Here is a 26,361-nt window from a genome sequence, read left to right on the forward strand (position 1 = left end):
TTGTCACCGACTTTTGTACAGCTCCTGCGAAGATTCCTGGGATTCAGGCAGGTGAAAATAACCGTTTCAGGGAAAGACATTTCACCTGATCAGCGCACAACCGCGAGCAAGACTCCAAATCCCACCAGCAGCCCCCCGAAAGCGCGGTCGATCCAGTGACGCAGGGCGAGCAACCGCCCCTGTACCGACCCAGTAGAGAAACACAGTGCAACCAAAGCGAACCAAGCCACGTGCGCCACTGATATAAAAGCGCCATAGCCCATCTGCACCGCCAGCGATGTATCGGGCTGCACCACCTGCATAAACAAACTGACAGTAAACAGTGTGGTTTTCGGGTTGAGTGCATTGGTGAGAAAGCCCGTGCGCAGCGCCGCCAGATCCGACAGCGGTGCCGCCGGGCTTTCGGCTTGCCCGCCACGGGGCTTGGTCCGCAGCATCTTCACACCGAGATAAATCAAGTAAATCGCGCCCACCAGCTTGAGCGTGCTGAACAGCCAGGGCGACTTCTGGATCAGCAGGCCCACGCCCAGCAGGGTGTAGGTCACATGCACCAGCACCCCCAGACCTATGCCCAGTGCAGTCAGCACCCCGGCACGGCGCGACAGCAGCAAACTGTTACGTGTGACCATTGCAAAGTCCGGCCCCGGACTGATGATCGCAAGCAGGGTAATTGTGATTACAGCTATCAATTCGGTCATGACGTATCCTGTCGATAGTTAACGAACAGACGCCATGCTATTGGCACCGACTGCAGATTAATAACGATGATATCTGACAACAATAGTGAGCCTGACTCACCATTCACGCATGGGCGACTGCCATCCCTGCTGGCCTTGCGTTGTTTTGAGGCCGCAGCGCGTCAGGAGAATTTCAGCCGTGCCGCCAGCGAGCTACACCTGACCCCCGGCGCAGTCAGCCGCGCCGTACGCTTGCTCGAAGACGAGCTGGGTGTGGAGCTGTTCGAACGTCGCAGCCGCCGGGTGTTTCTCACGGATGCGGGCCGCTTGCTGGCGAAGGCTGTAGGCGATGGTCTGGGGCTGATGGCACAGGCCATCGACACGTTGCGCGCCAACGCGCGCCAGAAACGGGCCTGGGTGCTGTCCTGCGAGCCTACGCTGCTGATGCGCTGGCTGATTCCGCGCTGGCCTGACTTCCAGGCCCGGCATCCGGGCATCGACGTGCATCTGGTCGCTGGCGGAGGACCGTTCAGCTTCGCCAATGACATCGATCTGGCCATCCGCCGTGACGATTTCCCCTGGGCCGACGGATACCACGTAGAGCCATTGTTTGCGGAAAAAATCGGCCCCGTGTGCCGCCCGGACAAAGCAGCCCACTGGTTTTCTACGCAGAACGGTAGCCCGGAGCAGCGGGGCGAAGCCCCCCGGCTGCACACCCGCACACGGCCGGGCGCCTGGCAGGAATGGGCCACGGCTACAGGCCTGACCTTGCCTGAGGCACCGGGGCAGACTTTCGAACACTTCTATTTCAGCTTGCAGGCGGCCGTGGCTGGCCTGGGCGTGGCCATCGGCCCTTGGCATCTGGTGCGCGACGATCTGGACAGCGGTGTACTGACTGCGCCAGCGGGCTTCGTCGAGGACGGCTCACGTTACTGTCTGCTGTCGCCCCGGCCGTTGATTGCCGACAGCCCTCAAGCACAGTTGCTGGCATGGCTGCGAACGATGGTTTGAGCTCGACTGGCCGAGGCTATGCCAGCAACCGGGTAATCCAGCGGGCCTGCTGGTCGATTTCCTGCATCTTGTCTTCGGGTACGGCCTGCCGCGCCCGGGCAAAGCTGGCCAGCACCTTTTGCTTTTCGAGCAGCATGCGTTGCCACTTGCCCAGAAATACAGGACTGCGCGCCTGCATTTGCAAAGGTCCGAAGTACAGTTCTTCGGCGGTGTAAAGCACCGGCCCGGCGCGCTCGGCAACGATGATTTCGTAGTAGAAGCCGTTTTCCCGCAGCAGTTCTTCGCACAGGATGCGGTAGTTGTTTTCCATCAGCCACTGGCGCAAGGGTTGCTCGCCGCCATTAGGTTGCAGGATCAACCGCTCCCGGCCACTCAGGCGTGCCTTGCCACTCTCCAGGATGTCGCGAATGGTCTCGCCGCCCATGCCGCAAATACTGATCGCGGTGATTTCGTCTGCCGCCTCGATCGCCGCCAGACCGTTGGCCTGACGCACGGTGATCTGCTGCTCCAGACCGTTATCGCGCACCGTGCGTATTGCGGCGTGGAATGGGGTCTGCGCCACTTCCCCTGCCACTGCCGCCGCGATGGCTCGACGGCGCAACAACGCCACCGGCAGATACCCATGATCAGAGCCAATATCAGCCAGGCGTGCACCTGCCGGCATATGAGCCGCCACGCGCTCCAGGCGCATGGACAAAGTGTGTTCGTTCAACGTCAGTTCCTTTTAACCACAAATACCCGGCACCGTGGACATGGATGCTGGCGTCACATGATGCGTGGTGAGGCCGCCGGGGTAAAGCGCCTGCACCACCTCGGCAGGAGCAAAAGGTCGCACAATCGTTAATGACCCTCGCGAGCAGGCTCGCTCCAACAGTTAAGGTCACGCTTGCCATCACATATGGCTATCCGTATATTCGGATAACCATATGTATAGAGCCATCCCCCATGCTCAATCCCGCCGCACTGTTCAAATGCCTGTCCGATGAAACACGGGTACGGGCCACCTTGCTGATCGCCCGCGAGGGAGAGTTATGCGTCTGTGAACTGGTCTGCGCGCTGGATGACAGTCAGCCAAAAATCTCCCGCCATCTGGCTCAGCTGCGCGGTTGCGGGCTGCTGCTCGACCGTCGCCAGGGTCAGTGGGTGTATTACCGGCTCAACCCTGAACTGCCGGACTGGGTGCGCAGCGTTATTGATACAACCCTGACCGCCAACGCCCACTGGCTTGAACAAAACAGCGTTCGTCTTCATGCCATGGGCGACCGCCCGCTCAATACCACTGCTTGCTGCTGACCCGGCACCTGTCGAGATATCCCATGCTCATAGCATTCGCGATTTTTTTACTGACTCTGGTCCTGGTGATCTGGCAACCCAAAGGGCTGGGTGTCGGCTGGAGTGCATCCTTGGGCGCTGGACTGGCGCTGATTGCAGGGGCTGTAACGTTCCAGGACATTGCGCTGGTATGGGCCATTGTCTGGAATGCCACCGCTACGTTTATCGCAGTGATCATCATCAGCCTGCTGCTCGACGAGGCAGGTTTCTTTCAGTGGGCAGCACTGCATGTGGCGCGCTGGGCCAAAGGCGACGGTCGTCGCCTGTTCGTGTTTACCGTGCTGCTGGGCGCCGTGGTATCCGCCCTGTTTGCCAATGACGGGGCCGCCCTGATCCTGACCCCCATCGTCATTTCCATACTGCTCGCCTTACGCTTCTCTGCTGCCTCTACCCTGGCCTTTGTCATGGCTGCCGGGTTCATTGCCGATACGGCGAGCCTGCCGCTGGTGGTGTCGAACCTGGTCAACATCGTTTCGGCAGACTATTTCGGCCTTGGCTTCAGTGAATACGCATCGGTCATGGTGCCGGTCAACGTCGTCTCCGTGGCCTGCACGCTGTTGGTGCTGTACGGTTTTTTCCGGCGTGACATTCCTCGGCACTACGCCCTGGATGACCTGCCAGAGCCACGCGAGGCCATACGCGATCCGCTGACTTTTTATGTCGGCTGGGCCGTATTGGTCCTGCTGCTCACAGGCCTGTTTGCACTGGAGCCAATGGGCATTCCGGTCAGTGTAATTGCGGCCGTGTGCGCTGCCCTGCTGTTCGCTGTTGCTGCCCGGGGCCACATCATTTCCACCCGGCGCGTGCTGCGCGAAGCCCCTTGGCAGGTGGTGACGTTCTCCCTGGGTATGTACCTGGTGGTGTACGGGATGAAAAATGCAGGCCTCACTACTTACCTCACCATGGCCCTGAACCACATGGCCGAATTCGGCCTCTGGGGCGCGACTTTGGGTACCGGGCTGCTCGCGGCGTTATTGTCTTCGGTCATGAACAACATGCCTGCGGTATTGCTGGGTGCGCTCTCGATCCAAGACACGCAAGCCAGCGGCGTAATACGCGAGGCCATGATCTACGCCAACGTCATCGGCTCCGACCTGGGCCCTAAAATCACCCCCATTGGCAGCCTCGCCACGCTGCTCTGGCTGCATGTCCTGGCACGCAAGGGCATCCGCATTACCTGGGGTTATTACTTCAAGACCGGGGTGATCCTGACCCTGCCAATCCTGCTGGTCACCTTGTGTGCCCTGGCCTTGCGCCTGAGCGTTTAGTGCCGTTGAAAAGAGGGAATACCGTGCGCGTTCTGTTTATGTGTACCGCCAACAGCTGTCGCAGCATCTTGTCCGAAGCCATGTTCAACCATCTGGCACCGCAAGGCTTCCAGGCCGTCAGTGCAGGCAGCTTTCCCAAGGGCCAGGTTTTGCCCCGCAGCCTGACCACCTTGCTCGAAGCCGGAATCGCTATCGACGGTTTGAGTAGCAAAGGCAATGACGCCTTCCAGAACAACCCGCCGGACATTGTCATAACCGTCTGCGACAAGGCCGCCGGTGAGGCCTGCCCTGTGTACTTCGGGCCGGCCCTCAAAGCTCATTGGGGACTGGAAGACCCCTCCGAGGTCAAGGGCGACGACGCGGCCGTGACTGCTGCGTTTCACGCCACCCTGGCGCGTATCGAAACACGCTGCCGGGTATTCCTCGCCCTGCCCTTTGCCCAACTTGATGCCGCGACCCTGAAATACGAACTCGACCGCATCAGCACCCTGTAACCGGAGCCACCATGATCGACTCGCTGCCCAATCTCGACACCTCGTTGGTTGATGCCAAACCCAGTGACCACGACGGCCGGCATAAACCGCGCATCCTGCTGCTGTACGGTTCGACGCGCGAACGCTCATTCAGCCGCCTGCTTGTCGAAGAAGCCGCCAGGTTGCTCGAACATTTCGGCGCCCAGACACGGATCTTCAACCCCTCGGGCCTGCCACTGCCGGATGACGCGCCGAACGACCATCCAAAAGTCCAGGAACTGCTGGAGCTGATGCAGTGGTCTGAAGGACAGGTGTGGTGCTCGCCCGAGCGACATGGTGCGATGTCCGCCGTGTTCAAGGCGCAAATCGACTGGGTGCCGCTGGCCTTGGGGGCTGTTCGCCCGACCCAGGGCAAAACCCTCGCGGTGATGCAAGTCTGCGGGGGGTCGCAGTCGTTTAACGTGGTCAACCAACTGCGCGTGCTGGGACGCTGGATGCGGATGTTCACCATCCCCAATCAGTCTTCAGTGCCCAAGGCATATCTGGAGTTTGACGAACGCAACCGGATGAAACCGTCGGCGTTATATGACCGCGTCGTCGATGTCATGGAAGAGCTGGTGAAATTCACAGCGTTGCTGCGCGATCGCCCGGATCTGGTTGACCGCTACTCGGAGCGCAAAGAGTCGGCGCACGAACTTACCGAGCGCGTGAACCAGCGCTCAATTTAAAAGCGCCAGGATGAGGGCCGGGTGTTCTGAAAAGTCGACCCAACCCTCGGGTCGACTTTTTCATCCGGCCTTCAGAGATGCCTGAACACTGCCGCTGCTACAACGCCCGCCGCAATTGCGGGCAGTGGTTTCTTGAGCACCAGCATCACCACTCCAGTGGTGAGCAAGGCAAGTCGTGCGCCGTTGTCACCGTTAAGTGCCAGCGGCGCCAGCAGCGCGACCAACACTGAGCCCGACATGGCGCTGATAAACTGCTGCACACGGTAGTTGATGGGGACGAAGGACATCACGAAAACGCCCCCCAGGCGCGTGACCAAAGTGACCACGGCCATGATCAAAATGATGATGAATGTGCCGTAACCTGCGCTATCAATGCTCACTTTTTCTTCTCCATCCACACAGCGCCAAGAACGCCACCCGCCAGAGCCCCGACCACCACATGGCTATTTTCAGGCAAGTACCTGTGCGCCAGCAGTGACGAGGCGGCTGCCACACTCCAGATGACCAGCATGCGCAGGTTCTTTTGCCCTCCGACCACCATGGCCAGCAGAAAGCAGCCCATCACCATGTCCAGACCCAGACTGACCGGGTCCTTGATATCACTGCCAAAGTACACGCCCAGCCAACTGCCCAGCACCCATGCCGCCCACAGGGCAATACCGCCGCCCAGAATCAGGCCTATGCCTGACTTGCCGCTGTTGAATGCCTGCATCGACATCGCCCAGTTGGCGTCCGAGATCACCAGCATCACGCCGTAACGCTTGGCGGTGGGAAGCTCGCGCAGCCAGGGATACAAGGTCGCCCCCATCAAAAGGTGCCGCGCATTGATCGCAAACACCGTCACGATCAATGGCACAACGGGCACCTGCGCACCCCACAGGTCCAGTGCCGCGAACTGCGAGGCACCGGCAAACACGAGGGCGCTCATGAGCAGGCTCGCGCTGTCGTCCAGCCCTGTCTGCGCGGCAGCAAGACCAAACGCAACGCCAAAGACCACCACAAACAGAGAAATGGGCAATAGCTGTTTGAAGCCTCCCCAGACTTCATTCCAATTCAGCTCGACCGAGCTTTTATCACCACTCAACAAAACGTCACCTCATCTGTTCCACTGCATGCTTTTGTTATGCCAGCATTCTGCGGGTTTAAATTTAATCCAGACAAGGCTTAAGTGTTAAAAGCTACATTCGTTTCTCAATGGCCGGGCGAAACCCGTTAACCACGATGTACAGCAGTGGCCCCACGGACACGAAAACGGCCGTCACCACCATGTAAGGCAGCACAGCCCCCAACGATCGCCCTTTGGCGCGTGCATCCCGGTACATCCAGACACAGGCCAGGGCCGCGAGCACATAAAGATCAATCACCACCTGAGCCGTGTCAGGGCTAGACATCAGCCCCAGACCGAACTCGACAAGGGACTGATCCGCCTGCCACATCGTGTAGGCCGTGTAGGCAGAGAAGCCCAGTAAAGTGGCGAGTGCCAAATAAGGTCTGTTCATGTGGTTTTCCGGGATAACAGTGGGCGATAAGGTGTGCAGCCACGTTAGTGATACTTTTGCCTCACCCGCAATGACCTCGCAGGTCATGGACTCAGACCTTTACCAGTGCCAGAGTTGACGCATGAACAGCCAATCCTTTCCTCGCACCACTGCCCCGACAACCGCCGGCCCGCAGTTACGTTTGCTTCGTCGTCAAGCCAGGTTGAGCCAGCTGGAGCTGGCCTTGATCACGGGCATTTCCCAGCGCCATTTGAGTTGCATTGAAACCGGACGGGCCCGCCCCGGCCCCGGCACTCTGCACAACTTGCTGATGGCCCTGGAGGTCCCGCTGGAGCAGTGCAACAGCCTGTTCCTGGCGTCCGGTTACGCACCTCGCTACGAAACCACCCCGCTGTCCTCCCCGGCAATGGACGCCGTGCGCGACGCCATCACCCATGTGCTGCACGCCAATAATCCTGCTCCGGCGATTGTGCTGGGCAGCCACTGGGAAGTGCTGGCAGCCAATGCCAGCACCCAAGTGCTGTTCGATCTGCTGGGGCTGCCTACCGACGCTACGCAGGGCTTGAATCTGCTGACCACCCTGCTGCAACCCGGCGGCCTCGGCGACCACTTGATCAACCCCGAGCAAATCCGCAGCATTGCCTGGCAACGGGCAATCCGCGAGGCGCTGGACAACCCGCTCCTGGCCGAACTGCTGCAAAACCTCGATGCCCCGCCGTCCTGCTCAGCCGTGAGCAATGAGCTGCCACCGCTGGTGTTGACCCGTATCCGCTCCCCCCACGGCGAGCTGAATTTCATGTCAACGTTCACCACATTCGGCATGCCGCTCGACATCACGGTGACGTCTTTGCGCATCGAGCATCTGATTCCTGCCGATCCAAAAACCTGGCAGACCATGACGGCCGCATACGCCCGCTCACTGCTTGAGCAGCCTCCTGGCTAGAGGCTCAGCCCATCAACCCGACCACCCGGTGCCGCGACACATTGGCCTGGCATTGCACCAGTTGCGCCACTTTCAGGTAGTCACTGCCCTGCCCCCCTTCGCGCTCGAACACACGACCGGCAAAGTCGTGGGCCCAGCGCTTTTCGTCCTTGCTTTCGTGGCGACCGATCTGCTCCCTGACATGCCCCTGGCGCTGGTTGAGTTGCTCAATCACCCCGTTGACCCGCACCAGCCCTTTGTCCACCGTGGCCATCAACTGTCGCAGCTCGGCCCGGCCCGTACCTTTGGGCGCAATCAAGGGTGCGCCCAGCAGGTTTTCCTCCTTGCTGTGCACCGGGGTAAAACTGGCCCGGGCGAAGAGTTTGTCTTCACCCTGGATCGACATCTGGCCCTTGAGCTTGCCCCATTGCGACTCGGTGGCCGAGAAACGCAATTTCGCTTCGTCGTTGACCTCGGCATGCAGCCCGGCCTGGGCCAGGCTGGTGTTGAAGCGGCGCAGGATCTGGCGCTCGTTCATGTCATCGTCCAGCACCACGGCAATCGGACCCGGCATGTGCCGTCCGGCACTGAACAGCAGGGTTTCACTGCCCGAGGCCTGCACGGCGTTCAGCGATTCCAGCCGCTGAATGCTGAAACGGCTGCGCAGCGGCTGGTCCAGGTTAAGGCCCAACTGGGCATCGACACTGGAGGCCGATAACCGGCTGCGGTTCTCCAGCAGGTCGTTGAGGCGCTTGACTGAACGGGACAGGGTTTCGCCATCCAGTCCGCTCTTGGCCGGGCCATTAAGGCTGCGGCCAAGATCGCGCTTGAAACTGCTCAGGTGTTCGGTCACCTGGGTCAGGTACAGATGCGCGGTCTGAATCGAAGAAGACTGCTGGTTCAACTGCAGGCTCAGCCCGGCCATTTTCCCCGGCTGGCGCTGCACGCTGGCCAATTCGGGCGGCTTGGCATTGCGCACACGTTGCTGGGGCACGCTATCGCGCTGCTGGGCCTGAGTGCGCATGCCCAAGTCATAAGAGGCAATGGCCGTGCGTTCGTTTACAACTTTCATGTCGGGTGTTCCGGTTCTGGGTTACATCAGGTCAAACAAGGAAATGGCGGCCACGCGGGTGTAGACCTTCTGGCTGGCCTGCATTGAAAGCTCGTAGCCACTGACCTGCAGGAATGCAGCGCCCAGGTCCAGCTGCGACAGATCGCCCTGGACTTTCTGGTTGGCCAGCGACACATCGGCGTTGCCGTTGCCCAGCAGGGTCAGGGTGTTCTGGCGCCCGCCCAGTTCGGTCAGCCCGCCGAGCACGCGGCCGTGGGTCTGGTCCAGGGTGTCCAGCGTGTCCTTGAGTTGTTGGCGGGTGGCCGGGTCGTTGGGCGCGGTCTTGAGGCTGTCGACCAGGCTGTGCAGAGTGTTCAGCAGGTCGGCATTGGGGCCCAGTATTTCCCTGGCCGTCACGTTGTCATCGATCATCACGCCATTGCCCACGACCGCCTGACGGTGCTGGTCGTTGCCAGTGACGCTATAGATGCCGCTGGCCGGGTCAAAGGTCACCGCCTGGGTGTCGCTGAGCGTGCCGGAAAACATGTAGTTGCCCGCTTCATCCTTGGCGTTGAAGTAACTCATGATGCTGTGTTCCAGGCTCGACATTTCATCGGCGATAGCCGAGAGATCCTCGCCGCTGTTGCTGTCGTTACCCGCCCACAGCAGCAGATCGCGCACGCTGAGCATGGCGTCGGAGCCGGACTTCAAATAGGTCTCCTGCACCATCAGGTTGTCCGATACCCGGCCGATATTGAGGTTGTATTGCCCCAGGCTGGCCTGCTCGCGTTCGATGCGCATCAGTCGGGCGTTGGCAATCGGGTCGTCCGAGGGCCTCTGGATGCGCAGGCCGCTGCCGATTTGCGCCTGCAACTTGCCAATCGCCTCGGCGTTGCGGTTCATGTTGGCGTGCATCAGGGCAGAGGTTTGTACGTTGGTCACTCGCATGGTCGTGGGCCTTTACTCAAGTCGGGGTGCCGGGCTTCAAACAGCCGCCAGAATGGTGTCGAAAATACTGTTGGCGGTCTGAATGACCTTCATATTGGCCTGCAGGGCCTTGTTGTAATCCATCACTGCCTGGGCTTCCTCGGTATCACTCACCGCACTCACGCTGTCGCGCTGGCTCTGGGCCTGCTCGGTGACGGTGATAGCGGACTTGAGGTCGGCCTGGTTCTGTCGGCTGGCACTGGCCACATCCCCCAGCATGCCGCTGTAGGCTTCGCTCAAGGTCACCGAGTTGCCGCCCACTGTGACCTTGGTGTTTTTCAGTTCGATCAGGTCCAGCAGCACCTGGTTGTTGCCGCTCTCGCCCGCAACGCCAGACAGCGCCAGTTCCTCGGGCTTGACGTTATTCATTTGCAGCAGGCCGTTGCTGCTGTTGGGGTCGAACGTCAGCAGCGGGTTGCCCGGGTTGCCATTGAGGTCAAAACCGGTCGCAAGGGTGTCATTGACCAGGGTAGCCAGCGCCCCGGCCATTTCCTTGAGGCTTTCACGGGCCGGCAGCAAGTTGTTGTACTCGGCGTTGTAGAGCCCGCCGAACGCGCCGCCCAGGGTGTCCTGACGCAACGGGAAACGGGTACCAGAAAAATTCAGCGCCACTTCCTGTTCACCCGCAGCGTTGAGGGTGATCGACAACTGGCCCGCGGTTTTGCCGCTGACCAGCGGCTGGCCGTTGGCGAAGGAGACGGTCAGGGAGCCGTCGCTGCTTTCGCTGACACGCACATCTGCGTACTTGCTCAGCTCGCCCACCAGGGATTCGCGGTGATCACGCAGTGCAGAACTGTCGGCGCCGGTGGATTCGGCCTGCACGATTTTCTGGTTGAGCAGCGCCAGGTTATTGCTCAGGCCGTTGATTTCGGTGCCCATCGCCGAGCGTTGCTCATGCAGGGCCTTGAGCTGATTGTCGATAGTGCTGTTGAGCCCGTTGAAGCGCTGGGTGAGATTTTTCATCTCGGACAGGATCTGCTGGCGCAACGGGATATCGCCGGGGCTGCTGCTAGCGGCGCTCAGGGCGGCATAAAAGTTGTTGAGCCCGGTACTCAGGTTGGAGCCCTCGCCCGACATCACGCCTTCAAGCGAGCTGAAGTAGTCCTGACCGGCCTGGTAGTAGTTCATGTCGGTGGTGGCACGCCACAGCTGCTGAGTCTTGAAGTTGTCGCTTATGCGCTTGACGCCGATCACGTTGACCCCGCCACCCACCTCCTGGCCCTGCCCGCCGACCGAACCCGTCTGGACGGTCAAGCGGCTGTAGCCCGGGGTGCGGATGTTGGCAATGTTCTGCGCTGCCGCGTTCAGGGCGACTTGCGCCGCCGATACTCCGGAATATCCGATCTGGCCCATGAGGCTCATGTTTCAATCTCCTTGCGCGCAACCCGCATGTTCTGGGCAAAGGCCGGTGAACGAAGTTCGGCTGCACGGCTGACGGTGGAAGTGAGGTCCTGTGTGCTTGAGGCGACCGGAACGGCGCCCGGCTTAAATACCAGGTCATCAATAGGCCCGCTGCGCGAAGTAGCAGACGGCGCCCTCGGCGACACACCGGTCTGGCCAAGGTCGGCCAGAATCGAACGGGTGTAGTTGCGGGTTTCTTTGAATGGAATACGCTCGACCCACTGACTGACACTGATCGTGCCCTTGCGCGGGTCGCCATTGCTCTTGAGCCACTCATCCACACGCCCGGGCCCGGCGTTGTACGCCGCCACCGCCAGCGCCGTAGCGCCGTCATAGCGCTTGAGCAGTTTGTCCAGATACGCCGTACCCAATTGCTTGTTGTACTCGCCATCACGGGTCAGGCGCTGCTCGCTGTAGTGCAGGTTCAACTCCTGGGCCATTTCCCGGGCCGTTCCCGGCATCAGTTGCATCAAGCCACGGGCGCCCTTGGGCGAGACCACCGCAACCCGCCCGCCCGACTCGTGCTGAATGACTTTTTCCACCAGCGCCACCAACCCGGCAGCCCCCTTGCCAAGGCTGTCGATACCGCGCTGCCAGGTGTTGACGATGGGTGCCAGCAAGCTGTCGACCATCTGTGGTTTCGGGGCAGCAGACGGCAAATCATGGTGGGCTGCCCGCACATGGGTCAGCGCCTTGTTGGCTGCCATCAGGCCAGCCGGTGCCACAGGCGCGCCACATTGCCCGCTCTGGGCCGGGGCCGCGGGGGATGTGGACGGCATGCCCGGAGACAGCTGCTTGACCAGCATGTCGGCAATCCCGGTTTTGCGATGGCCGGCCAGCTTTTCGGCCAGCGCTTCGTCGTGGAACTCACGCAAGGTGTCGCCCTGGCGGCTGCGCAATGGGCTGCCCTCGGACAACACATCGCCCGCCTTGCGCATTTGCTTGAGGATCAGCTGCAAGAACATGGCCTCGAACTGCTCCGCCACATTTTCAAGACGTGCCTGGCGTGGGACGGCCACATCGGCAGAAGACTCCTGCCCCGATTTTCGGTGTTGCGAAATTTGGGTAATGCTCATGGTGAAAAGGGCCTTAAATCACGATCAATTCAGCGTTCAGGGCACCGGCCTGTTCCAGTGCCTGCAATATGCTCATCACATCATCCGGCGTCGCCCCGAGGCTGTTCACCGTCTTGATGATGCTGTCCAGGTCGGCACCGTCGGGCCAGGCGAACATGGGGTTGCGCTGCTGGCTGACATCAATGTCGGAGCGCGGGACAACGGCGGTCTGCCCGCCCGAAAACGCGCCCGGCTGGCTGACTTGCGGGGTTTCGCTGATGGTCACGGTCAAGGTGCCGTGAGCCACCGCCGCCGCCTTGACCCGCACCCCTTGCCCCACCACCACGGTGCCGGTGCGGCTGTTGAACACCACCTTGGGCCGGGTTCTGCCTTCCTGCACGTCCAGGGATTCAAGGATGGCCATGTAGCTGACGCGCTGGCTGGTAGCAATCGGCGCCGTGACCGACACCTTGGTGCCATTCAGGGCCGTGGCGCTGCCGGCGCCAAAACGTGCGTTGACCGCTTCGGCAACCCGGCTGGCCGTCTGGAAGCTGGGTTTGCGCAGGTTGAGCATCACATCGCTGCGTTCGTTGAAATCGCTGGGGATCATCCGCTCGACCGTCGCCCCGTTAGGGATCAGGCCCGAGTTGGAGCTGTTGACCGACACACTGGAGCCACTGCGCCCCGAAGCCTTGACCCCGCCCACCACCACGGCGCCCTGGGCCAGTGCATAGACTTCGCCGTCCACCCCCATCAGCGGGGTCAGCAACAGTTGACCGCCGCGCAGGCTTTTCGCATCGCCCAGGGACGAGACCGTCACGTCCAGGGACTGCCCGGGACTGTACGATGCCGGAATGCTCGCGGTGACGGTCACTGCGGCCACGTTTTTGAGCTTGGGATCGACATTGGGCGGCAGGTTGATGCCGAACTGCTTGATCAGGTTGGCCACTGACTGGTTGGTGAACTTGACCTGATTCTTGTCGCCGCTGCCGTCCAGCCCCACCACCAGGCCATAGCCAATCACCTGGTTGGAGCGGATCCCTTCAATATCCACCAGATCCATCAAGGGCGCCGTGTGTGCTGGCATGCCCAGCAACAGGGCCAGCGCCGCCAGCCCACTGTATAAAATGCTTCGCATAAAAAACTGTCCACTCACATCGGAAACAAGGGGCTGGCAAAGAAGCGCGTCAGCCAGCCTGCCGAGTTGCTGTCGTTCAGCACGCCTCGCCCGGCATAGGAGATACGGGCGTTGGCCACACTTTGGGACGACACCTGGTTGTAGCGGTTGATATCGTCCATGCGCACCAGTCCGGCCAGACGGATGAATTCGTCGCCCTGATTGAGGCGCAGCGCCTTCTCGCCCTTGACCAGCAAGGTGCCGTTGGGCAGCACCTTGTGCACCGTTACCGCAATCGAGCCTCGCAGGGTGTTCTGCTGCGAACTGTTGGAGGAACCGGAAAAGTCACGCCCCGCACCCAGCTTGGTTTCCAGGTTGGGATAGGCCTTGCCCAGAATGGTCGGCACATCAATGCCCACGCCGGATTTTTTGCCAAAGCTGGTGCCGGCACTTTTGCTCGACTGGGTCGACTCATCGAGCACGATGGTCAGAATATCCCCCACCCGTACCGCACGTTTGTCCTGGTACAGCGAGCCGCCGAAACCCGAACGGTACAGCCCGCCACTGCTGGTCGGTGGAACGCTGTAATCCAGCGGCGGCGGTTCAAAAGCACTGGAATCCTCGTCAGGCAGGATTTCGTTGAAGCTCTGGCAACCGCCGAGCACCAACAGCAGAGAGAACAGGATGAAAATACGCATAATCCTGCTCAGACGGTCTGGTTGAGGAACTGCAACATACCGGACGAGGCGTCCAGTACCTTGGCATTGGCTTCATAGGCACGCTGGATGGCCATCATCGAGACCATGGCTTCCACCACTTCGACGTTGGACCCTTCCAGTTGGCCCTGCTTGAGCACACCCAGGCCGTCCTGACCGGCAACATCTTCAACCGGCACACCGCTGGCGACGGTTTCCTGATACAGATTGCCGCCCAGGGCCTGCAAGCCTGACGGGTTGGCAAAGTTGACCAGGGTGATCTGCCCCAGCTGCACCGGCTCGGTGCCGCCCGGCAATACCGCTGTGACAATACCGTCGGTGCCCACCATAAAGTTCTTGTGCCCTACGGGCAGTTGGATCGCCGGGGTCAGCGGCAAGCCCTGGGTGTTGACCAGCATGCCTTCGGCATTGAGCTGCAATTGCCCGCTTTCGGTGTAGTACGTCTCACCGTTGGGGCCTTCTATCTGGAAGAAGCCCGGCCCACTGATGGCAAGGTCCATCGGCTGGCCGGTGGTCTGGATATTGCCTTCGGTAAAGACTTTTTGCGTGCCCACCACCCGCACGCCGCTGCCCAGTTGAATGCCAGAAGGCACGGTATTGACTTCATCGGCCTGGGCACCAGGCGGGACTTCGATGCTGTAGAACAAATCCTCGAACACCACGCGGTCGCTTTTGAAACCCACGGTGTTGACGTTGGCCAGGTTGTTGGCCACGGTGGCCATCGCCTTGTCTTGCGCGGCGAGGCCGGTCTTGCTGATCCAGAGTGCGGAGCTCATGTGTTAATTCCTGTCGGCCATCAATTGGCGCGAATCAAGCTGTTACCCGCCGTGGACAAATCCTCGGCGGCTTTCATCATCTTTACCTGGGTCTCGAACAACCGGCTCAGGCTCATGGTGCCCACCAGTTCATCAATGGCCGAGACGTTGCTGGCTTCCAGAAAACCCGAAGCCAGTTGCACGTTCTCGTCGGTGGCTGCAGGCATGCCATCGCGGGTTACCAGCAGCCCGGCGTTGTCCTTGCTCAGTTGGGCCGCGGGCACATCCACCAGCTTGATCTGGTCGACTTCGACCATCTGCGGCTCACCCCGGGGCAACACGGAAATACGTCCGTCGTTGGCAATACGGATGGAGTCGAACTGGGGCAGCACGATCGGCCCGCCCTCGCCCAGTACCGCACGGCCATTGATGGTCAGTTGCATGTCGGCGTCCACCTGCAAGCTGCCGTGACGGGTATAGGCTTCGCCGTCCTGCCCCTGTACCGCGATCAGGCCCGGGCCCTTGATCGCAAAATCCATGTCCCGGCCGGTGGCCATGAGCGCGCCAGCTGCCAGGTTCACGCCATTGCTCTGGGCCATTGCCAGATGGCGGCTGTCGTAGCCATAACCTTGCACCGGCACACTGACGGACTGTTCCAGATCACTGCGAAAGCCCGGGGTGTTGACGTTGGCCAGGTTATTGGAGCGCACGGCCAGGGCAGTCATCGTGCGGCTGGCGGCGGTCATTGCCGTGTATCCCAAACGATCCATGGGTCAGCCTCAAATGGAGTTGAAGAGCACTTGGGTCAGCTCTTTGTTGGTCGACAACACCTTGCTGTTGGCCTGGTAGTTACGCTGGCCTTCCATCAGGCCGACCAGTTGCTGGGTCATATCGACGTTGGAGTTCTCCAGCGCCCCCGCCGTCAGGTCGCCAAACAGGCCGGTGCCCGGGGTGCCTATCAACGGGTTGCCCGACTCGCCCGTAGCGCTCCAGCGCGTGGCGTTTTCGTTTTTCAGGCCGTTGGGGTTGATGAAGTTGGCCAACACCACCTGGCCTTGCAGCATCCGCTCACCGTTGCTGTAGGTGGCATAGACCTTGCCATCCTTCTCTACGGTGACACCGGTGTTTTCACCTGCGGGATAACCGTTCGGATTGTTGGTGGCCACCACGAAATCCGAGGCACTCTGGGTGCTGCGGGTGTAGTCGATATTGATGTTCATGGCATCCACGCCCGGCAGCGCGAAGTTGATATTGACCGGCCCCACCGGGGTGCTCAGTTGGCCCCTGGTATCGAAGGTCATCGGCTCGGGGCCGCCCACCTCAGTGTTGCCAACGTAGTAATGGACCTCCCAGGTGTTGTCCCCGGTCTTGACGAAATACTGCGTCAGCGAATGCTGTTTGCCCTGGGAGTCGTACACCGGCGTGGTTTGAGTGCTGGTGTAGCTGTTGAGGTTGGTCGGGTCGAACGGCGTGACTGTGACCACGTCCTTGTTGGCGTCCAGATTGACGGCAAAATCGATTTTGTCCGTGGCCTTGGCCCCCAGATTGCCGTTTTGCAGGCGCAGATCGCCCACCACACCGACCTGCAGATTGCCCGCAGCATCGACTGGGTAACCTTGCAAAAATTGCCCGCTGGCATCCACCAGATAGTTGTCGCGGTCTTTGCCAAAGGCACCGGCGCGGGTGTAGTTGATATCACCGCTTGAGCTGCGGGTTACGAAAAAACCGCTTTCGGAGATCGCCAGGTTCAAGTTGTTGCCTGTCGCAAAGTGCGAGCCGCCCAGGCCCATGCTTTGGGTCTGGCCCAGTACCCCGACGCCCATCGCCTGGGTGCCGGAGTACAGGCTGCCAAACTCGGTACGCGATGACTTGAAGCCCACGGTGCCGGAGTTGGCAATGTTGTTACTGATGCTGTTGAGTTGCTGGGACACGGCATTGAGGCCGGTCAGGGCAATGTTGAAACTCATGAACGTTGGCCTTGTGCAAATTGACTGAGAGAGCGCTGGAACGGGTTGGAACCACTGCGTGGCAGGAAGCTGGTTAACGGCGTGGGTTCACTGAACTCGGTGATCTTGTAGAACGGCACATCCCCCACGCCCTCAATGGCGAGCACCGGCCCGTCACCCCCAAGGCGCACGCTGCTGACCTTGCCCTTGACTTCAACCCTCAGGCTTTCACCGCTGCTGGATTTGACCTCGATATCGTATTTGCCCGGTTTGAGCCCCAGCGCCTGCGGGTCGATTTCGAAACCGACACGGCCAGGCTCACTGGGTGGCAGTGGAATTTCGGTCTTCACGCCGTTGGCATCGGTGAGCACTACCACCAGATCCGAAGCGCTGTGCTCCAGTTCCACCTCACCCTGGATCGGTTTGTCGGTGATGTTCAGTTCATCAACCGCCACCTTGACCACCTGCCCCACCAGCGTGGAGGCGCTCAGGTACTGCAGGTTTTCCAGTAGCACCATGTTGTTTTCAGTCAGTGCCGACATTTTTTCCAGGCTTTGTACCTGGGACATGGTGGCGAACTGGCTAAGGAACTCGCTGCTGTCCACCGGTTTGGTGGGGTCCTGGTTCTTGATTTGCGCAACCATCAACTGAATGAAGGTGTTCTGCATTTCGGCACCGTTGGATTTGGGGCCTTGCTGACCGCCCCCCCCCGGGGTGACGTTGTCATTGTTGACTGTACTCATCAGGCTTCTCCCAATTTCAGCAGGCCTTGCTGCATGCTCTTGATACGGTTGAGCACTTCCACCCCGGTTTCAAAACTGCGGGTGGCGGACATCATGTCGGTCATTTCTTCGATTTCGCTGATGTCCGGGTAGTACACATTGCCGGCGCGATCAGCCAAGGGATGGTCGGGTTCGTGACGCGTTTTCGCTTCGCGCCCCGCCGTCACCACATCCATGACCTGCACGTGGGCGCCGCCCATGCCGACGCCTCGGCTCAACTGGTTGTTTTCGTAAACTGCGGCGAATACCGGCTTGCGAGCCTGATAAACATCCTTGGCGGCGCCTGCAGCGGAATCCACGTTGGCCAGGTTGCTGGCCACGGTGTTCAGGCGCACGGTCTGGGCATTCATCGCAGAGCCGGCAATCTGGTAAATGGAGTCAAAAGCCATAGTGTTCAGCGTCCTTCGATGGCCTGTTTGAGGCCTCGAAATTTCATGTTGAGAAAGGTCAGGCTGGTCTGGTAGTCCGACGTGCTTTTGGCGAAGGCGGCCTGCTCCACACTCAACTCCACGGTGTTGCCGTCTTGTGCTGACTGCGCCGGTACGCGGTATTGCAGGCGGGCCTGCGTGCTCAGACCGGAAGATGACGCGTTGCGGCCCATTTCTGCGGCGAAGTCCAGATCCCGGGCCTTGAACCCCGGGGTGTCTTCGTTGGCCAGGTTGGCGGCCAGAATTTCGGTGCGTTTCATATGCAGCCCGAGCGCACGCGTATGCACACCGAGCGCGTCATCTATCCTTATACTCATTGCCTGTACCATTGATTGAAGTTGAGGTCATGCCTCTTGCCCGCAGGTAATTGCAGGAAGCGTGCCCACTTCAAAAAACAGGTTTAACTTGCTGATTTAAAAGAAATTAAATGAATACACGAAGAGTGTTAGCGGCCGCTTTGCTTCCGCTTCAGGCATCGAAGGGAGCACCAGGAGGAAGGCGCATTTCCTCTTGCGCGCCCATCGGCGCCCTACTGTTGCTGGCCTGCTCCGCGGCGGTGGCCGACGAGGCCCTTGACCGGCAAATCGATCAAGCCGTGGGGCAGTACTTCACCCTGCAGCTGATAGACAAAACCGCAGACCAGGGCTGGCAAGCGCCGCGCTTGACCCACAAGGTCTTTGCCCTGCCTGAAGGGGCGCCCACCGCCCCCTGCGAGCAGCCACTACAGATAGACAGCAGCGGGCATGACTGGCGGGGCTATGGCCGCGTGCGCCTGACCCTCACGTGCGCTGCACCTCAGTGGTCAGTTGACGTCACCAGCCAGGCCACGGTGTTTATCCGGGCGGTGGCCGCCGCGCAGATCATTGAGCGCGGGCAACTCATCACCCTGGCCATGCTCGGGTACCAGGAAGTACCGGTGACCCGCCAGAGCACCGGGCTCTTCAACAAGGTGGATGAGGTGGTCGGCCTGAGCGCCAAGCGACGCACCCGCAGCCAGCAAGTGCTGACCCGGGACATGCTGGTTGCGCCCTGGCTGGTCCGCCGTGGCGAACGCGTGACGGTGCTTGCCAACCACGGTGACATTCATGCCAGCACCCAGGGCGAGGCCCAGCAGGACGGACGCCTGGGCATGGTGATCAGGGTCAAGAACACCGCCAGCGGTAAAATCATCGAGGCCAAGGTGATCGGCAGCGGCAAGGTCAGCAGCACCTTTGAGCCGCCTGGAAAATAATTTGCCTAGGGATTTAAGTGTGTCGAATCATCGGTCGCCTTTTGAGTGTCAGCGGGCAGAACAAGCTGCACCGCGACAATTTCAACACTCAATGCTCACCAGGAATTTCGATCATGGCCCTGACTATCCACACCAACTACTCCTCGCTGCTGACCCAGACCAACCTGAACAAGACCAACAACGCCCTGGCCGTCAACCAGCAGCGCCTGGGCACTGGCCTGCGCATCAACTCTGCCGCTGACGACGCCGCTGGCCTGCAGATCGCTACCCGCATGAACGCTCAGTCCAAAGGCATGGCGGTGGCCCTGCGTAACGTCAGCGACGCGTCTTCGCTGCTGCAGACCGCTGATGGCTCGCTCAACGAATTGACCGACATCATGCAGCGCATGAAAGACCTCGCCACACAGTCTGCCAACGGAACGAACAGCGACGCCGACCGCACCTCGATGCAGGCCGAGTACGACGAGTTGGGCAAAGAAATGCACAACATCATGGAGAACACGGCTTACGCTGGCGAAAAACTGTTCGGCAGTGACGGCACCACCGGCAAATTCGGTTCGGCCGTGGCGTTCCAGATCGGCGCCAGCGCCGCAGAGACCCTCGACCTTGACCTGTCGGCACAAACCTCCGGCCTGGGCACTGAACTGGGCGGCTTGTCTAAGAGCTACGGCGCAGCCCCGGTATCCGGCACTGAAATCTCCACCAGCACCGCCGCCAACGCCCAGATCACCGCATTGAGCGCTGCGCTGGACAGCGTGGGCGAACTGCGCGGCCAGTTTGGTGCCAATATCAACCGCCTCAACCACACCGCCAACAACCTGTCCAACGTCAAGGACAACACCGAAATGGCCCGTGGGCGCATCATGGATGCCGACTTCGCCAGCGAAAGCGCGATGATGAGCAAGAACTCCATGCTGATGCAGTCGGGCATCTCCATGCTCAAGCAAACCGGGCAAATGCCGAGCATGGTTATGTCCTTGTTGGGCTAAAACCCAAGGCAGGACGCTTGAACAAAAACGCCCCCGAAGTGATTCGGGGGCGTTTTTTTATCCTGACGCACTGTGGTGTGAGAGGACGGAGGGGATGAAAACGCCTCCTGCTCCACCCATGCTTTTCTCGTCCCAATAAAAATGGCCCGCTGAGCGGGCCATGTTCACAGGTCTGTCAATCAGGCCTTGCGCCATTGCTCCATGCCGACCTCGTCGAGCATCCAGTCCCGGCTGGGTTGAATGGGGCAGCCCCAGACAGTCGTGCAGGGTGATCGCGGTGGCCGGTATCGGGTAATCAGGTGATTCCAAACCAGGGCATAGGCCGTGGCCGCAAAGGTATACGGCGTGGAGATCAACTCGCCTTAGATTTGCGGGGCCTGCAGGGCGGGCATCAAGGGGCGGGTCACATCTATGGGTTTGTCCATTGAAAATATCTTTGCAGAGGGCGGCGATCCGCAAGCAACACAGGGTCAAGCCCGCCACCCTTGTCGGCCAGACTCTGCATGCCTGCGGTCTTGGGTGGGCCATTGCATCACGATTATTACAAACAGTTCTCAGCCTCATTGCAGGGACCATGTCACCTCTTAGATATTTTCTATCTTGTTGTTTTATATGCACTTATTATAAATTTACGAGGCCCTCCAAAGCGTGTTTTTCCTCCTCTGTACCCTGGCTCTTCCGCCAGAGGGAAGCAGGCTTTCCGCTGTTTGGCATGATTCGTACAGGCATTACGCGAGTGTGAGCCATTTACTCAAGCGTCACGTTCGGACAGGCCCGACAGAGTGCTTTTGGATACCGGAAAGTAGAGCTGCACCTCGACAGGTTAACCCTCTGAAAGAACACTCTTTTTGTGAATATTAAGAGCGGGGACAGCCCGTCAAGGGCTTTGCTTTAGCCGGCTTCATTCAGGCTCAGTGCTGAGGGGGGGATTACGATTCGCCCTTAATTAAAATCAGAAATACCCTACATGAGTCGCCGAAGACTGAAGCGTAAGATTGCGCTCCCTAGCATGGTGACTCCTCTGAATGAACACTTTTGATGCGAATATGAAGACCGGTCACAGCCAGCAACATGCTTTATTCTGCCCGGTGCTATACACGCTGACATTGTTCAAGGATGAAGAAAAACGCACTGTCGAATTGGGGTTTTCCGGCGGTCGCCTGCTTGAACGTCTGTTGCAAGAGCCCGGGCAGGTGATCGACCGCGACACCCTCGTGGCCTATGCCTGGTCAGACCGTGTGGTCGGCCCCGGCAGTCTCAACCAGCAGGTCTATACCCTGCGCAAGATCCTGGGTGACGAGAAAAACCTGCAGATCATCCAGACCGTGCCGCGTCGCGGCTACCGCCTGAATCCAACCTACATCATTGAACAAAGCAGGCTGGCAAGCGCCACACCGCTGCCCCCTCTGGCAGCCGGGCAGGCAACCGCGCAGCCTTATGCAGCCCCTGCACGGGCGCCCTCCGGCATGGGCCGTCGGTTCATGGCCATCACCGCGATTACCGTGGCGGTTGCCGGCTACTTTTTCGCCCTGCCGTCTCCTGAGCTCTATGCAAGCATGCAGAGAGTAGGGACCAATACCGTGATGTATGTCGATCAGCAGGAACCCCAGGTCAAGGAGCTGATCAAAACGACCCGTACGCTCAGCGAGCGCATGATCCAGCTGAGTGATCAACCGATCGAGCTGGCGATCGTTGGCAGCGCCGATGGCGAGTACCAGATCTATTGCTCCCTGCACTCGGGCCAGCACCATGTGCTCAAGCTGCACCGTGACGACATTCAGAGCGTCAGTGATGCACGCCTGCGCGACTGCGTAAACTGAGCGCCCGCCAATAGAATCTGCGCGGCTACCTGCCGCGCAATACATTACCCTTCTAGTTAACCCCACGAGCCGCTGCTGGCTGGATGTAATCAACATCGCCCGGCGCATAACGCGCATGGCCGTCAGCAAACAGTTGGCGGTACAGCGCCTCCGCCTGACGCGTCAGCAACAGCAGTTCGATACGCCGGTTAACACCGCTTTGCGGCTCCTCAGGGCGCAGGGGCATGCCATCTGCCTGGGCCGAAACCTGCAACACGCCCTTGACCGGCAAGCCCGCGGCGACCATCACCCCCCTGGCCTGCAAGGCACGCTCGCCGGACAGGTTCCAGTTGTCATAGTCGCGCTTGCCGCGATAAGGCGTGGCATCGGTATGGCCGCTGATGATCAGCTTGTTGTCGATCTTGGCCAGTTCTTGCGCCAAAGCCCCCAGCAGGGTACGAAAGTGCGGATTGATGCGGGCGCTGCCCCGCTCGAACATAAAGCGCGTGGCATCATCCTTGATCAGAATTCGCAGCCCCTGAGGCACGACTTGCACCTCGATATTGGCCAGTGCATCCGTACGCTCGGCGAGCAGGCTCATCAGCCTGGCCAGTTCCTGCATATCAGCCTCGGATTCGTAGCGCTCGGCCTGCAGCGGTGCTGTGTCTGGCGCCAGTGGCTGTGCCAGGGATGCCACAGAATCGGCCTTTACGATCTCCTGGGCCACGGCGCTTTCAAGCGGCACGGCACTGACACCGTCGAAAATACCGGCACCCCCATCGAACACGGTGTCATAACCCTCCCCCCTGAGTGCCATACGCTCTGCATCGGCCTGGGGCTGAATGATCCACAGCACCATGAACAACGCCATCATGGCCAGAGTGAAGTCCGCAAACGCGACCTTCCAGGCGCCGCTGTGCAGCACTTCATGTCCGCGTTTGCTGCGGCGCTTGATAATGATTTGCTCGCCTGACTCGCTAGCTCGTCTCATTGACCCGGTCCTCGTAAGCCGTCACCCAGTCTTCAAGGCGCTTGAAGGTCGGTTTGACGTCCTGCTCAATCAGTTTGCGCCCGGCGTCTACGGCCAGCAGCGTCGGCTTGCCCGCCAGATGCGCCACCAGTGTGGTGCGCACGCACTCAAGGGCCGACATCTCGGTGCGGATACGCTGAGCCATCGCATTACTCAGGGGCTCCATCAGGCAGTAGCAGAAGAAGATCCCCAGGAAAGTGCCTACCAGCGCAGCCGCAACATGGGCACCAATTTCGGCGACCGAGCCGCCGATGCTGTCCATGGTGATAATGATGCCGAGGATGGCGGCCAGAATCCCGAAACCGGGCATGGCTTCACCCACCTTGAACAGCGAACGGGACGGCAGCAGCAGGGCTTCATGCATGGCGTCCAGTTCTTGCTCCAGAAAGCCTTCCATCTCATGGGCGCTGATCTTGCCCATCGCCATCAGGCGAAAGTTGTCGGCAATAAACGCCATCAGGTTTTTTTCCTGAAGGATCAACGGGTACTTGCTGAAAAGATCGCTTTGCTCAGGCTCCTCGATATGCGCATCCAGCGCCTTGAGCCCCCCTATTTCAACGGTTTCCATCAACTCGTAGAGCAACATCAACAGCTCGCGCTGGAACTGTTCGCCACGGCGGCGGAACGAAAAAACCCCCTTGGTCTGATGCCACATTTCAATCAGGACTTCCTTGGGGTTACCGATGATCAGGCTACCCAGCGCTGCGCCCACGACGATCAACAATTCGGAGGGCTGCCACAACACGTTCAGTGAGCCACCCGCCCAAGCGAACCCCCCCAGCACGCAGCTGAGGATGATGATTGCACCTAAAATTTTCTGCACGTCACATTACTCTTGGTTAAAAAATGATGAGCCTTCTCGATCGCCTGCTTGCTGATCTGGCAGACCCTGGCATCGCTGATGTCGAGTACCAGGCCGATTTCCTTGAGGCTCAACTCATGCTGGTAGTAAAGCGTCAGCACCAGGCGCTCGCGCTCGTTGAGCGGGTCCAGTGCCTGAGCCAACAGGCGCTCGTTGAGCACACGTTCCTCAACACCGCGACCTGAATGTTGAAAGTCCTGACTGCCATCACACAGCAAGGTATCGAGGCTTTCGATGGCTTCGGCCGCTTCTGCCTGCAAGTAGCCTTGATACTGTGTTTCGCTCAGCCCCGTGGCCTTGAGCACTTCTTCATCACGGGGTGCTCGACCCAATTGCCGGGTCAGGCTGCGCAGGGCGTCGCGCACTTTGTGCGCCTGCTGGCGCACTTGCCGGGGGCGCCAGTCCAGGCGACGCAGTTCATCCAGAATCGCCCCGCGAACACGCAGGGCGGCAAAGCGCCCAAACTGCTCATCCGGGGTGCCGTAGCGGCGCAACCCCTGCAGCAGGCCCATCAGGCCAATCTGCTCCATGTCCTCACGGTCCAGCACCTGGCTGGCCTGTAGCGACAGCTGATTGACAATGCGCTTGACCAGCGGCAAGTAGCTCAAGATCCAGTGCTGCTCAACATCCGGAGTCAGTGTTTGCGGGCAGTGATCTGCGCCACTCGAGCCGTGATCGACCAAACGATGATTGTTCATGGCGTTGTTACTGCACCAGCAACTTGCTGACCAGCGCACCGCTGAACGGTGCTGTCAGACCCTTGCTGGCAAAGTCCTGTCGCAACCGGGTCTCGATCCGGCCTTGCACCTGATCAATACCCAGTTGGCGCAACTCATCAAACGAAAGCTGAGACAACGAACTGATCACCGAATGGCGTACCAGCGGTTCGATCTGTTTGAGGGTGTCAGCTTTTAGACTGGTGTCCGCCTGCAGGGCCAGATCAAGCACCACATAGCGCTCACGCCCTTGCCCCGGCAGATTGACGATAATTTTTTCGATCGGGTAAAACGCCAGGTCACTACTCGGCTGTACCACCCCTGCGGTCGCACCCTTGATCATCGGGCGCAAATACAGATAACCACCCACCGCTGCACCCACGGTGATCACCGTGTTGAGCCCCACTATTAATAAAATGACGCGTGACATCGACATGTAAAAGTTCAATCCACTTGGAGTTCAGTTTCGGTTTGGCCGTACAACGGCGCCAGGGAGGTCAAACGGTCACCAGCACGCCGTTGTCGCGCTGCGTGGGTAAATCTGCGGGCGCCTGCCCATCCTGTACGGCATCGGCATCGGCAATGGCCGATTCACGGGCTGACCGGCCCTGATCACGGGAGGAATGCCCTCGCGAATCGCTGGACACCTGCACGTTCACTTGCAGGCTGTTCTGCTCCACCAGTTCCTGGCGCAAGCGTTCGCTGGTGGCCGCCAGCAAACGCGCAACATCGGTCTGGGCAGCGGAGATATGCACGCTCAGGCGGCCGGATTCATGACTGATGAAAATTTCCAGGCTGCCCAGTTCAGGCGGGTCCAGGCGAATCGTGGCTTGCTGAAAACGTTGCTGGACCTGCACCTCGACGGTTTCACGCAGGGCATGGAGCATTTGCTCCCCCCAGCGGGCCTGCGGTTCTGCCAACTTGAGCCCGCGTTCCAGCACCGGACCTGAAGTCTGGGGGGCCGGCGTCAATGGCGCAGGCGCAGCAGCCCCCTCTGTGCCCGACAGCGCCTCGAGCGTGGCGGCCACTGCCAGCGGCACGCCTTCACTGGCGGCACTCATAACGGGCATGACCATTCGCACTGCCGGTGCATCGCGCTTGTCCAGCATCATTGCCAACCCGTCGACGGGCAGCTCGCTGGGGGTTCGGGCCTGCCCGGATACCGGCGCCATTCGGTTTGAATCACGGGCGGCAACCGGCTCCTGGGCGGTGTGTGACGCCATGCGGGCCAGCAGCCGTTCACCGGACACGGCTTGCACCGCCGGTGCAGCAACTTCACGGGCCTGAACCTGGGCGTTTTGCTGGCTCAGCATCATGTTCAACCACTGCTGCGGGTCCACGACAGGATCCTGTTGCAGCTCGGCTGCCGGCCCGGACTGCGCCTCGGCTTCAGCCTCGGGCAGTGGCTCGGTGGCGGTCAGCTCCACAGGCAATTCAGCCAACGGCAAGGGCGGATCGAGTTCGGGCTGCGGCGCCACGTACAACAGCGGCGCCAGATCGCCCATCACCAGGGCATCCTCGACAGGCAGGTTACGGGGATCAAAAGCGGCACCGATTCCGCCGAGCAGCGACAAAGACATGTCCAT

31 protein-coding genes are annotated in these 26,361 nt (G+C 60.2%); 9 read left to right on the plus strand and 22 right to left on the minus strand.

All coding sequences use genetic code 11. From position 1 onward, the window contains the following. Positions 1-89: 89 nt before the first annotated feature. Positions 90-698: a LysE family translocator gene (locus RGV06_RS03925; protein WP_322149433.1), complete on the minus strand. Its 609-nt coding sequence runs from the start codon at positions 696-698 to the stop codon at positions 90-92. 66 nt (positions 699-764) lie between these two features. Between RGV06_RS03925 and RGV06_RS03930 the strand changes: the two genes are divergently transcribed. Next, positions 765-1,688: a LysR family transcriptional regulator gene (locus RGV06_RS03930; RefSeq protein WP_322149434.1), complete on the plus strand. Its 924-nt coding sequence runs from the start codon at positions 765-767 to the stop codon at positions 1,686-1,688. A 16-nt stretch (positions 1,689-1,704) separates the two neighbouring features. On the opposite strand, the gene RGV06_RS03935 is transcribed toward RGV06_RS03930, so the two are convergent. Beyond that, entirely contained in the window at positions 1,705-2,400 is a 696-nt protein-coding gene (locus tag RGV06_RS03935; protein ID WP_322149435.1) for a tRNA (adenine(22)-N(1))-methyltransferase, read from the minus strand. Between the two features lie 233 nt (positions 2,401-2,633). Here RGV06_RS03935 and RGV06_RS03940 point away from each other — a divergent pair, with 233 nt between their 5' ends. The 4 genes from RGV06_RS03940 to arsH are packed head-to-tail and all read left to right on the plus strand — an operon-like array spanning position 2,634 to position 5,489. Further along, entirely contained in the window at positions 2,634-2,981 is a 348-nt protein-coding gene (locus tag RGV06_RS03940) for a metalloregulator ArsR/SmtB family transcription factor (RefSeq protein WP_019825523.1), read from the plus strand. A gap of 23 nt (positions 2,982-3,004) precedes the next feature. Continuing rightward, on the plus strand, positions 3,005-4,288 hold the full coding sequence (locus RGV06_RS03945) for an arsenic transporter (protein WP_046809048.1): 1,284 nt from the start codon (positions 3,005-3,007) through the stop codon (positions 4,286-4,288). Between the two features lie 23 nt (positions 4,289-4,311). Next, positions 4,312-4,782 (plus strand): arsenate reductase ArsC, encoded by a 471-nt coding sequence (locus RGV06_RS03950; RefSeq protein WP_322149436.1) that lies wholly within the window; start codon positions 4,312-4,314, stop codon positions 4,780-4,782. Positions 4,783-4,793: 11 nt separating this feature from the next. Beyond that, complete coding sequence (arsH, locus tag RGV06_RS03955; protein WP_019825517.1) at positions 4,794-5,489, plus strand: arsenical resistance protein ArsH; 696 nt, start codon at positions 4,794-4,796, stop codon at positions 5,487-5,489. 71 nt (positions 5,490-5,560) lie between these two features. On the opposite strand, the gene RGV06_RS03960 is transcribed toward arsH, so the two are convergent. The 3 genes from RGV06_RS03960 to RGV06_RS03970 form a co-directional block, all read right to left on the minus strand. Continuing rightward, entirely contained in the window at positions 5,561-5,869 is a 309-nt protein-coding gene (locus RGV06_RS03960) for an AzlD family protein (protein ID WP_019825515.1), read from the minus strand. Beyond that, complete coding sequence (locus RGV06_RS03965) at positions 5,866-6,576, minus strand: AzlC family ABC transporter permease (RefSeq protein ID WP_019825513.1); 711 nt, start codon at positions 6,574-6,576, stop codon at positions 5,866-5,868. The genes RGV06_RS03960 and RGV06_RS03965 overlap by 4 nt, the downstream gene beginning before the upstream one ends. A gap of 91 nt (positions 6,577-6,667) precedes the next feature. After that, the gene (locus RGV06_RS03970; RefSeq protein ID WP_037032280.1) at positions 6,668-6,988 is read right to left on the minus strand and encodes a hypothetical protein; all 321 of its coding nucleotides are present in this window, start codon (positions 6,986-6,988) and stop codon (positions 6,668-6,670) included. Positions 6,989-7,109: 121 nt separating this feature from the next. Between RGV06_RS03970 and RGV06_RS03975 the strand changes: the two genes are divergently transcribed. Further along, complete coding sequence (locus RGV06_RS03975; protein WP_322149437.1) at positions 7,110-7,931, plus strand: helix-turn-helix domain-containing protein; 822 nt, start codon at positions 7,110-7,112, stop codon at positions 7,929-7,931. Between the two features lie 4 nt (positions 7,932-7,935). On the opposite strand, the gene RGV06_RS03980 is transcribed toward RGV06_RS03975, so the two are convergent. The 12 genes from RGV06_RS03980 to RGV06_RS04035 are packed head-to-tail and all read right to left on the minus strand — an operon-like array spanning position 7,936 to position 18,465. Beyond that, positions 7,936-8,982: a hypothetical protein gene (locus RGV06_RS03980; protein ID WP_322149438.1), complete on the minus strand. Its 1,047-nt coding sequence runs from the start codon at positions 8,980-8,982 to the stop codon at positions 7,936-7,938. A gap of 21 nt (positions 8,983-9,003) precedes the next feature. Continuing rightward, the gene (flgL, locus tag RGV06_RS03985) at positions 9,004-9,909 is read right to left on the minus strand and encodes a flagellar hook-associated protein FlgL (RefSeq protein WP_019825507.1); all 906 of its coding nucleotides are present in this window, start codon (positions 9,907-9,909) and stop codon (positions 9,004-9,006) included. Positions 9,910-9,945: 36 nt separating this feature from the next. After that, a complete protein-coding gene (gene flgK / locus RGV06_RS03990; protein ID WP_048351450.1) occupies positions 9,946-11,310 on the minus strand; it encodes a flagellar hook-associated protein FlgK in 1,365 nt (454 codons plus the stop codon). Next, positions 11,307-12,425, minus strand: coding sequence for a lytic transglycosylase domain-containing protein (locus tag RGV06_RS03995; RefSeq protein ID WP_322149439.1), 1,119 nt, complete (start codon positions 12,423-12,425; stop codon positions 11,307-11,309). The genes flgK and RGV06_RS03995 overlap by 4 nt, the downstream gene beginning before the upstream one ends. A 13-nt stretch (positions 12,426-12,438) precedes the next feature. Then, positions 12,439-13,542: a flagellar basal body P-ring protein FlgI gene (locus RGV06_RS04000; protein ID WP_019825504.1), complete on the minus strand. Its 1,104-nt coding sequence runs from the start codon at positions 13,540-13,542 to the stop codon at positions 12,439-12,441. A gap of 14 nt (positions 13,543-13,556) precedes the next feature. Beyond that, complete coding sequence (gene flgH, locus RGV06_RS04005; RefSeq protein WP_019825503.1) at positions 13,557-14,219, minus strand: flagellar basal body L-ring protein FlgH; 663 nt, start codon at positions 14,217-14,219, stop codon at positions 13,557-13,559. A gap of 8 nt (positions 14,220-14,227) precedes the next feature. After that, on the minus strand, positions 14,228-15,013 hold the full coding sequence (gene flgG / locus RGV06_RS04010) for a flagellar basal-body rod protein FlgG (RefSeq protein WP_322149440.1): 786 nt from the start codon (positions 15,011-15,013) through the stop codon (positions 14,228-14,230). 20 nt (positions 15,014-15,033) lie between these two features. Further along, complete coding sequence (locus tag RGV06_RS04015; protein ID WP_037032268.1) at positions 15,034-15,762, minus strand: flagellar basal body rod protein FlgF; 729 nt, start codon at positions 15,760-15,762, stop codon at positions 15,034-15,036. A gap of 9 nt (positions 15,763-15,771) precedes the next feature. Beyond that, positions 15,772-16,959: a flagellar hook protein FlgE gene (gene flgE, locus RGV06_RS04020; protein ID WP_322149442.1), complete on the minus strand. Its 1,188-nt coding sequence runs from the start codon at positions 16,957-16,959 to the stop codon at positions 15,772-15,774. Beyond that, complete coding sequence (locus RGV06_RS04025) at positions 16,956-17,681, minus strand: flagellar hook capping FlgD N-terminal domain-containing protein (protein ID WP_048351452.1); 726 nt, start codon at positions 17,679-17,681, stop codon at positions 16,956-16,958. Before RGV06_RS04025 ends, flgE begins: the two co-directional genes overlap by 4 nt. Next, a complete protein-coding gene (gene flgC, locus RGV06_RS04030; protein WP_019825491.1) occupies positions 17,681-18,109 on the minus strand; it encodes a flagellar basal body rod protein FlgC in 429 nt (142 codons plus the stop codon). The genes RGV06_RS04025 and flgC overlap by 1 nt, the downstream gene beginning before the upstream one ends. Positions 18,110-18,114: 5 nt before the next feature. Continuing rightward, entirely contained in the window at positions 18,115-18,465 is a 351-nt protein-coding gene (locus tag RGV06_RS04035) for a flagellar basal body protein (RefSeq protein ID WP_019825490.1), read from the minus strand. Positions 18,466-18,683: 218 nt separating this feature from the next. Between RGV06_RS04035 and flgA the strand changes: the two genes are divergently transcribed. From flgA to RGV06_RS04050, 3 genes are all read left to right on the plus strand, one after another. Beyond that, on the plus strand, positions 18,684-19,379 hold the full coding sequence (gene flgA / locus RGV06_RS04040; protein ID WP_322149443.1) for a flagellar basal body P-ring formation chaperone FlgA: 696 nt from the start codon (positions 18,684-18,686) through the stop codon (positions 19,377-19,379). Positions 19,380-19,492: 113 nt separating this feature from the next. After that, entirely contained in the window at positions 19,493-20,368 is an 876-nt protein-coding gene (gene lafA, locus RGV06_RS04045) for a lateral flagellin LafA (protein WP_019825486.1), read from the plus strand. A gap of 1,025 nt (positions 20,369-21,393) precedes the next feature. Then, on the plus strand, positions 21,394-22,188 hold the full coding sequence (locus tag RGV06_RS04050; RefSeq protein ID WP_322149444.1) for a winged helix-turn-helix domain-containing protein: 795 nt from the start codon (positions 21,394-21,396) through the stop codon (positions 22,186-22,188). A gap of 52 nt (positions 22,189-22,240) precedes the next feature. Here RGV06_RS04050 and RGV06_RS04055 read toward each other — a convergent pair whose 3' ends face one another. The 5 genes from RGV06_RS04055 to RGV06_RS04075 form a co-directional block, all read right to left on the minus strand. After that, complete coding sequence (locus tag RGV06_RS04055) at positions 22,241-23,158, minus strand: OmpA family protein (protein WP_322149445.1); 918 nt, start codon at positions 23,156-23,158, stop codon at positions 22,241-22,243. Beyond that, positions 23,145-24,020, minus strand: a complete 876-nt coding sequence (motA, locus tag RGV06_RS04060) for a flagellar motor stator protein MotA (protein WP_019825479.1) — start codon at positions 24,018-24,020, stop codon at positions 23,145-23,147. Before motA ends, RGV06_RS04055 begins: the two co-directional genes overlap by 14 nt. Then, on the minus strand, positions 24,005-24,757 hold the full coding sequence (locus RGV06_RS04065) for a FliA/WhiG family RNA polymerase sigma factor (RefSeq protein WP_019825477.1): 753 nt from the start codon (positions 24,755-24,757) through the stop codon (positions 24,005-24,007). The genes motA and RGV06_RS04065 overlap by 16 nt, the downstream gene beginning before the upstream one ends. A gap of 7 nt (positions 24,758-24,764) precedes the next feature. Then, positions 24,765-25,211 (minus strand): flagellar basal body-associated FliL family protein, encoded by a 447-nt coding sequence (locus RGV06_RS04070; RefSeq protein ID WP_048351456.1) that lies wholly within the window; start codon positions 25,209-25,211, stop codon positions 24,765-24,767. Between the two features lie 61 nt (positions 25,212-25,272). Continuing rightward, positions 25,273-26,361 carry a flagellar hook-length control protein FliK gene (locus RGV06_RS04075; protein WP_322149446.1) on the minus strand — a complete coding sequence of 363 codons (1,089 nt, stop codon included), beginning with the start codon at positions 26,359-26,361 and terminating at the stop codon, positions 25,273-25,275.

The organism is Pseudomonas sp. CCI3.1 (assembly GCF_034313985.1).
GTDB classification, from domain to species: domain Bacteria; phylum Pseudomonadota; class Gammaproteobacteria; order Pseudomonadales; family Pseudomonadaceae; genus Aquipseudomonas; species Aquipseudomonas psychrophila.

What these genes read in the sequence shown, in the direction of transcription:
- RGV06_RS03980 (WP_322149438.1), bottom strand. Translation starts at nt 8,982, where the DNA reads ATGAAAGTTGTAAACGAACGCACGGCCATTGCCTCTTATGACTTGGGC.
- RGV06_RS03925 (WP_322149433.1), bottom strand. Translation starts at nt 698, where the DNA reads ATGACCGAATTGATAGCTGTAATCACAATTACCCTGCTTGCGATCATC.
- lafA (WP_019825486.1), top strand. Translation starts at nt 19,493, where the DNA reads ATGGCCCTGACTATCCACACCAACTACTCCTCGCTGCTGACCCAGACC.
- RGV06_RS03940 (WP_019825523.1), top strand. Translation starts at nt 2,634, where the DNA reads ATGCTCAATCCCGCCGCACTGTTCAAATGCCTGTCCGATGAAACACGG.
- RGV06_RS03970 (WP_037032280.1), bottom strand. Translation starts at nt 6,988, where the DNA reads ATGAACAGACCTTATTTGGCACTCGCCACTTTACTGGGCTTCTCTGCC.
- RGV06_RS04025 (WP_048351452.1), bottom strand. Translation starts at nt 17,681, where the DNA reads ATGAGTACAGTCAACAATGACAACGTCACCCCGGGGGGGGGCGGTCAG.
- flgL (WP_019825507.1), bottom strand. Translation starts at nt 9,909, where the DNA reads ATGCGAGTGACCAACGTACAAACCTCTGCCCTGATGCACGCCAACATG.
- flgC (WP_019825491.1), bottom strand. Translation starts at nt 18,109, where the DNA reads ATGGCTTTTGACTCCATTTACCAGATTGCCGGCTCTGCGATGAATGCC.
- flgH (WP_019825503.1), bottom strand. Translation starts at nt 14,219, where the DNA reads ATGCGTATTTTCATCCTGTTCTCTCTGCTGTTGGTGCTCGGCGGTTGC.
- arsH (WP_019825517.1), top strand. Translation starts at nt 4,794, where the DNA reads ATGATCGACTCGCTGCCCAATCTCGACACCTCGTTGGTTGATGCCAAA.
- RGV06_RS03930 (WP_322149434.1), top strand. Translation starts at nt 765, where the DNA reads ATGATATCTGACAACAATAGTGAGCCTGACTCACCATTCACGCATGGG.
- RGV06_RS03995 (WP_322149439.1), bottom strand. Translation starts at nt 12,425, where the DNA reads ATGAGCATTACCCAAATTTCGCAACACCGAAAATCGGGGCAGGAGTCT.
- RGV06_RS04055 (WP_322149445.1), bottom strand. Translation starts at nt 23,158, where the DNA reads ATGAGACGAGCTAGCGAGTCAGGCGAGCAAATCATTATCAAGCGCCGC.
- RGV06_RS04070 (WP_048351456.1), bottom strand. Translation starts at nt 25,211, where the DNA reads ATGTCGATGTCACGCGTCATTTTATTAATAGTGGGGCTCAACACGGTG.
- RGV06_RS04015 (WP_037032268.1), bottom strand. Translation starts at nt 15,762, where the DNA reads ATGGATCGTTTGGGATACACGGCAATGACCGCCGCCAGCCGCACGATG.
- RGV06_RS03975 (WP_322149437.1), top strand. Translation starts at nt 7,110, where the DNA reads ATGAACAGCCAATCCTTTCCTCGCACCACTGCCCCGACAACCGCCGGC.
- flgE (WP_322149442.1), bottom strand. Translation starts at nt 16,959, where the DNA reads ATGAGTTTCAACATTGCCCTGACCGGCCTCAATGCCGTGTCCCAGCAA.
- flgG (WP_322149440.1), bottom strand. Translation starts at nt 15,013, where the DNA reads ATGAGCTCCGCACTCTGGATCAGCAAGACCGGCCTCGCCGCGCAAGAC.
- flgK (WP_048351450.1), bottom strand. Translation starts at nt 11,310, where the DNA reads ATGAGCCTCATGGGCCAGATCGGATATTCCGGAGTATCGGCGGCGCAA.
- RGV06_RS03945 (WP_046809048.1), top strand. Translation starts at nt 3,005, where the DNA reads ATGCTCATAGCATTCGCGATTTTTTTACTGACTCTGGTCCTGGTGATC.
- RGV06_RS04075 (WP_322149446.1), bottom strand. Translation starts at nt 26,361, where the DNA reads ATGGACATGTCTTTGTCGCTGCTCGGCGGAATCGGTGCCGCTTTTGAT.
- RGV06_RS04000 (WP_019825504.1), bottom strand. Translation starts at nt 13,542, where the DNA reads ATGCGAAGCATTTTATACAGTGGGCTGGCGGCGCTGGCCCTGTTGCTG.
- RGV06_RS04035 (WP_019825490.1), bottom strand. Translation starts at nt 18,465, where the DNA reads ATGAGTATAAGGATAGATGACGCGCTCGGTGTGCATACGCGTGCGCTC.
- RGV06_RS04065 (WP_019825477.1), bottom strand. Translation starts at nt 24,757, where the DNA reads ATGAACAATCATCGTTTGGTCGATCACGGCTCGAGTGGCGCAGATCAC.
- RGV06_RS04050 (WP_322149444.1), top strand. Translation starts at nt 21,394, where the DNA reads ATGAACACTTTTGATGCGAATATGAAGACCGGTCACAGCCAGCAACAT.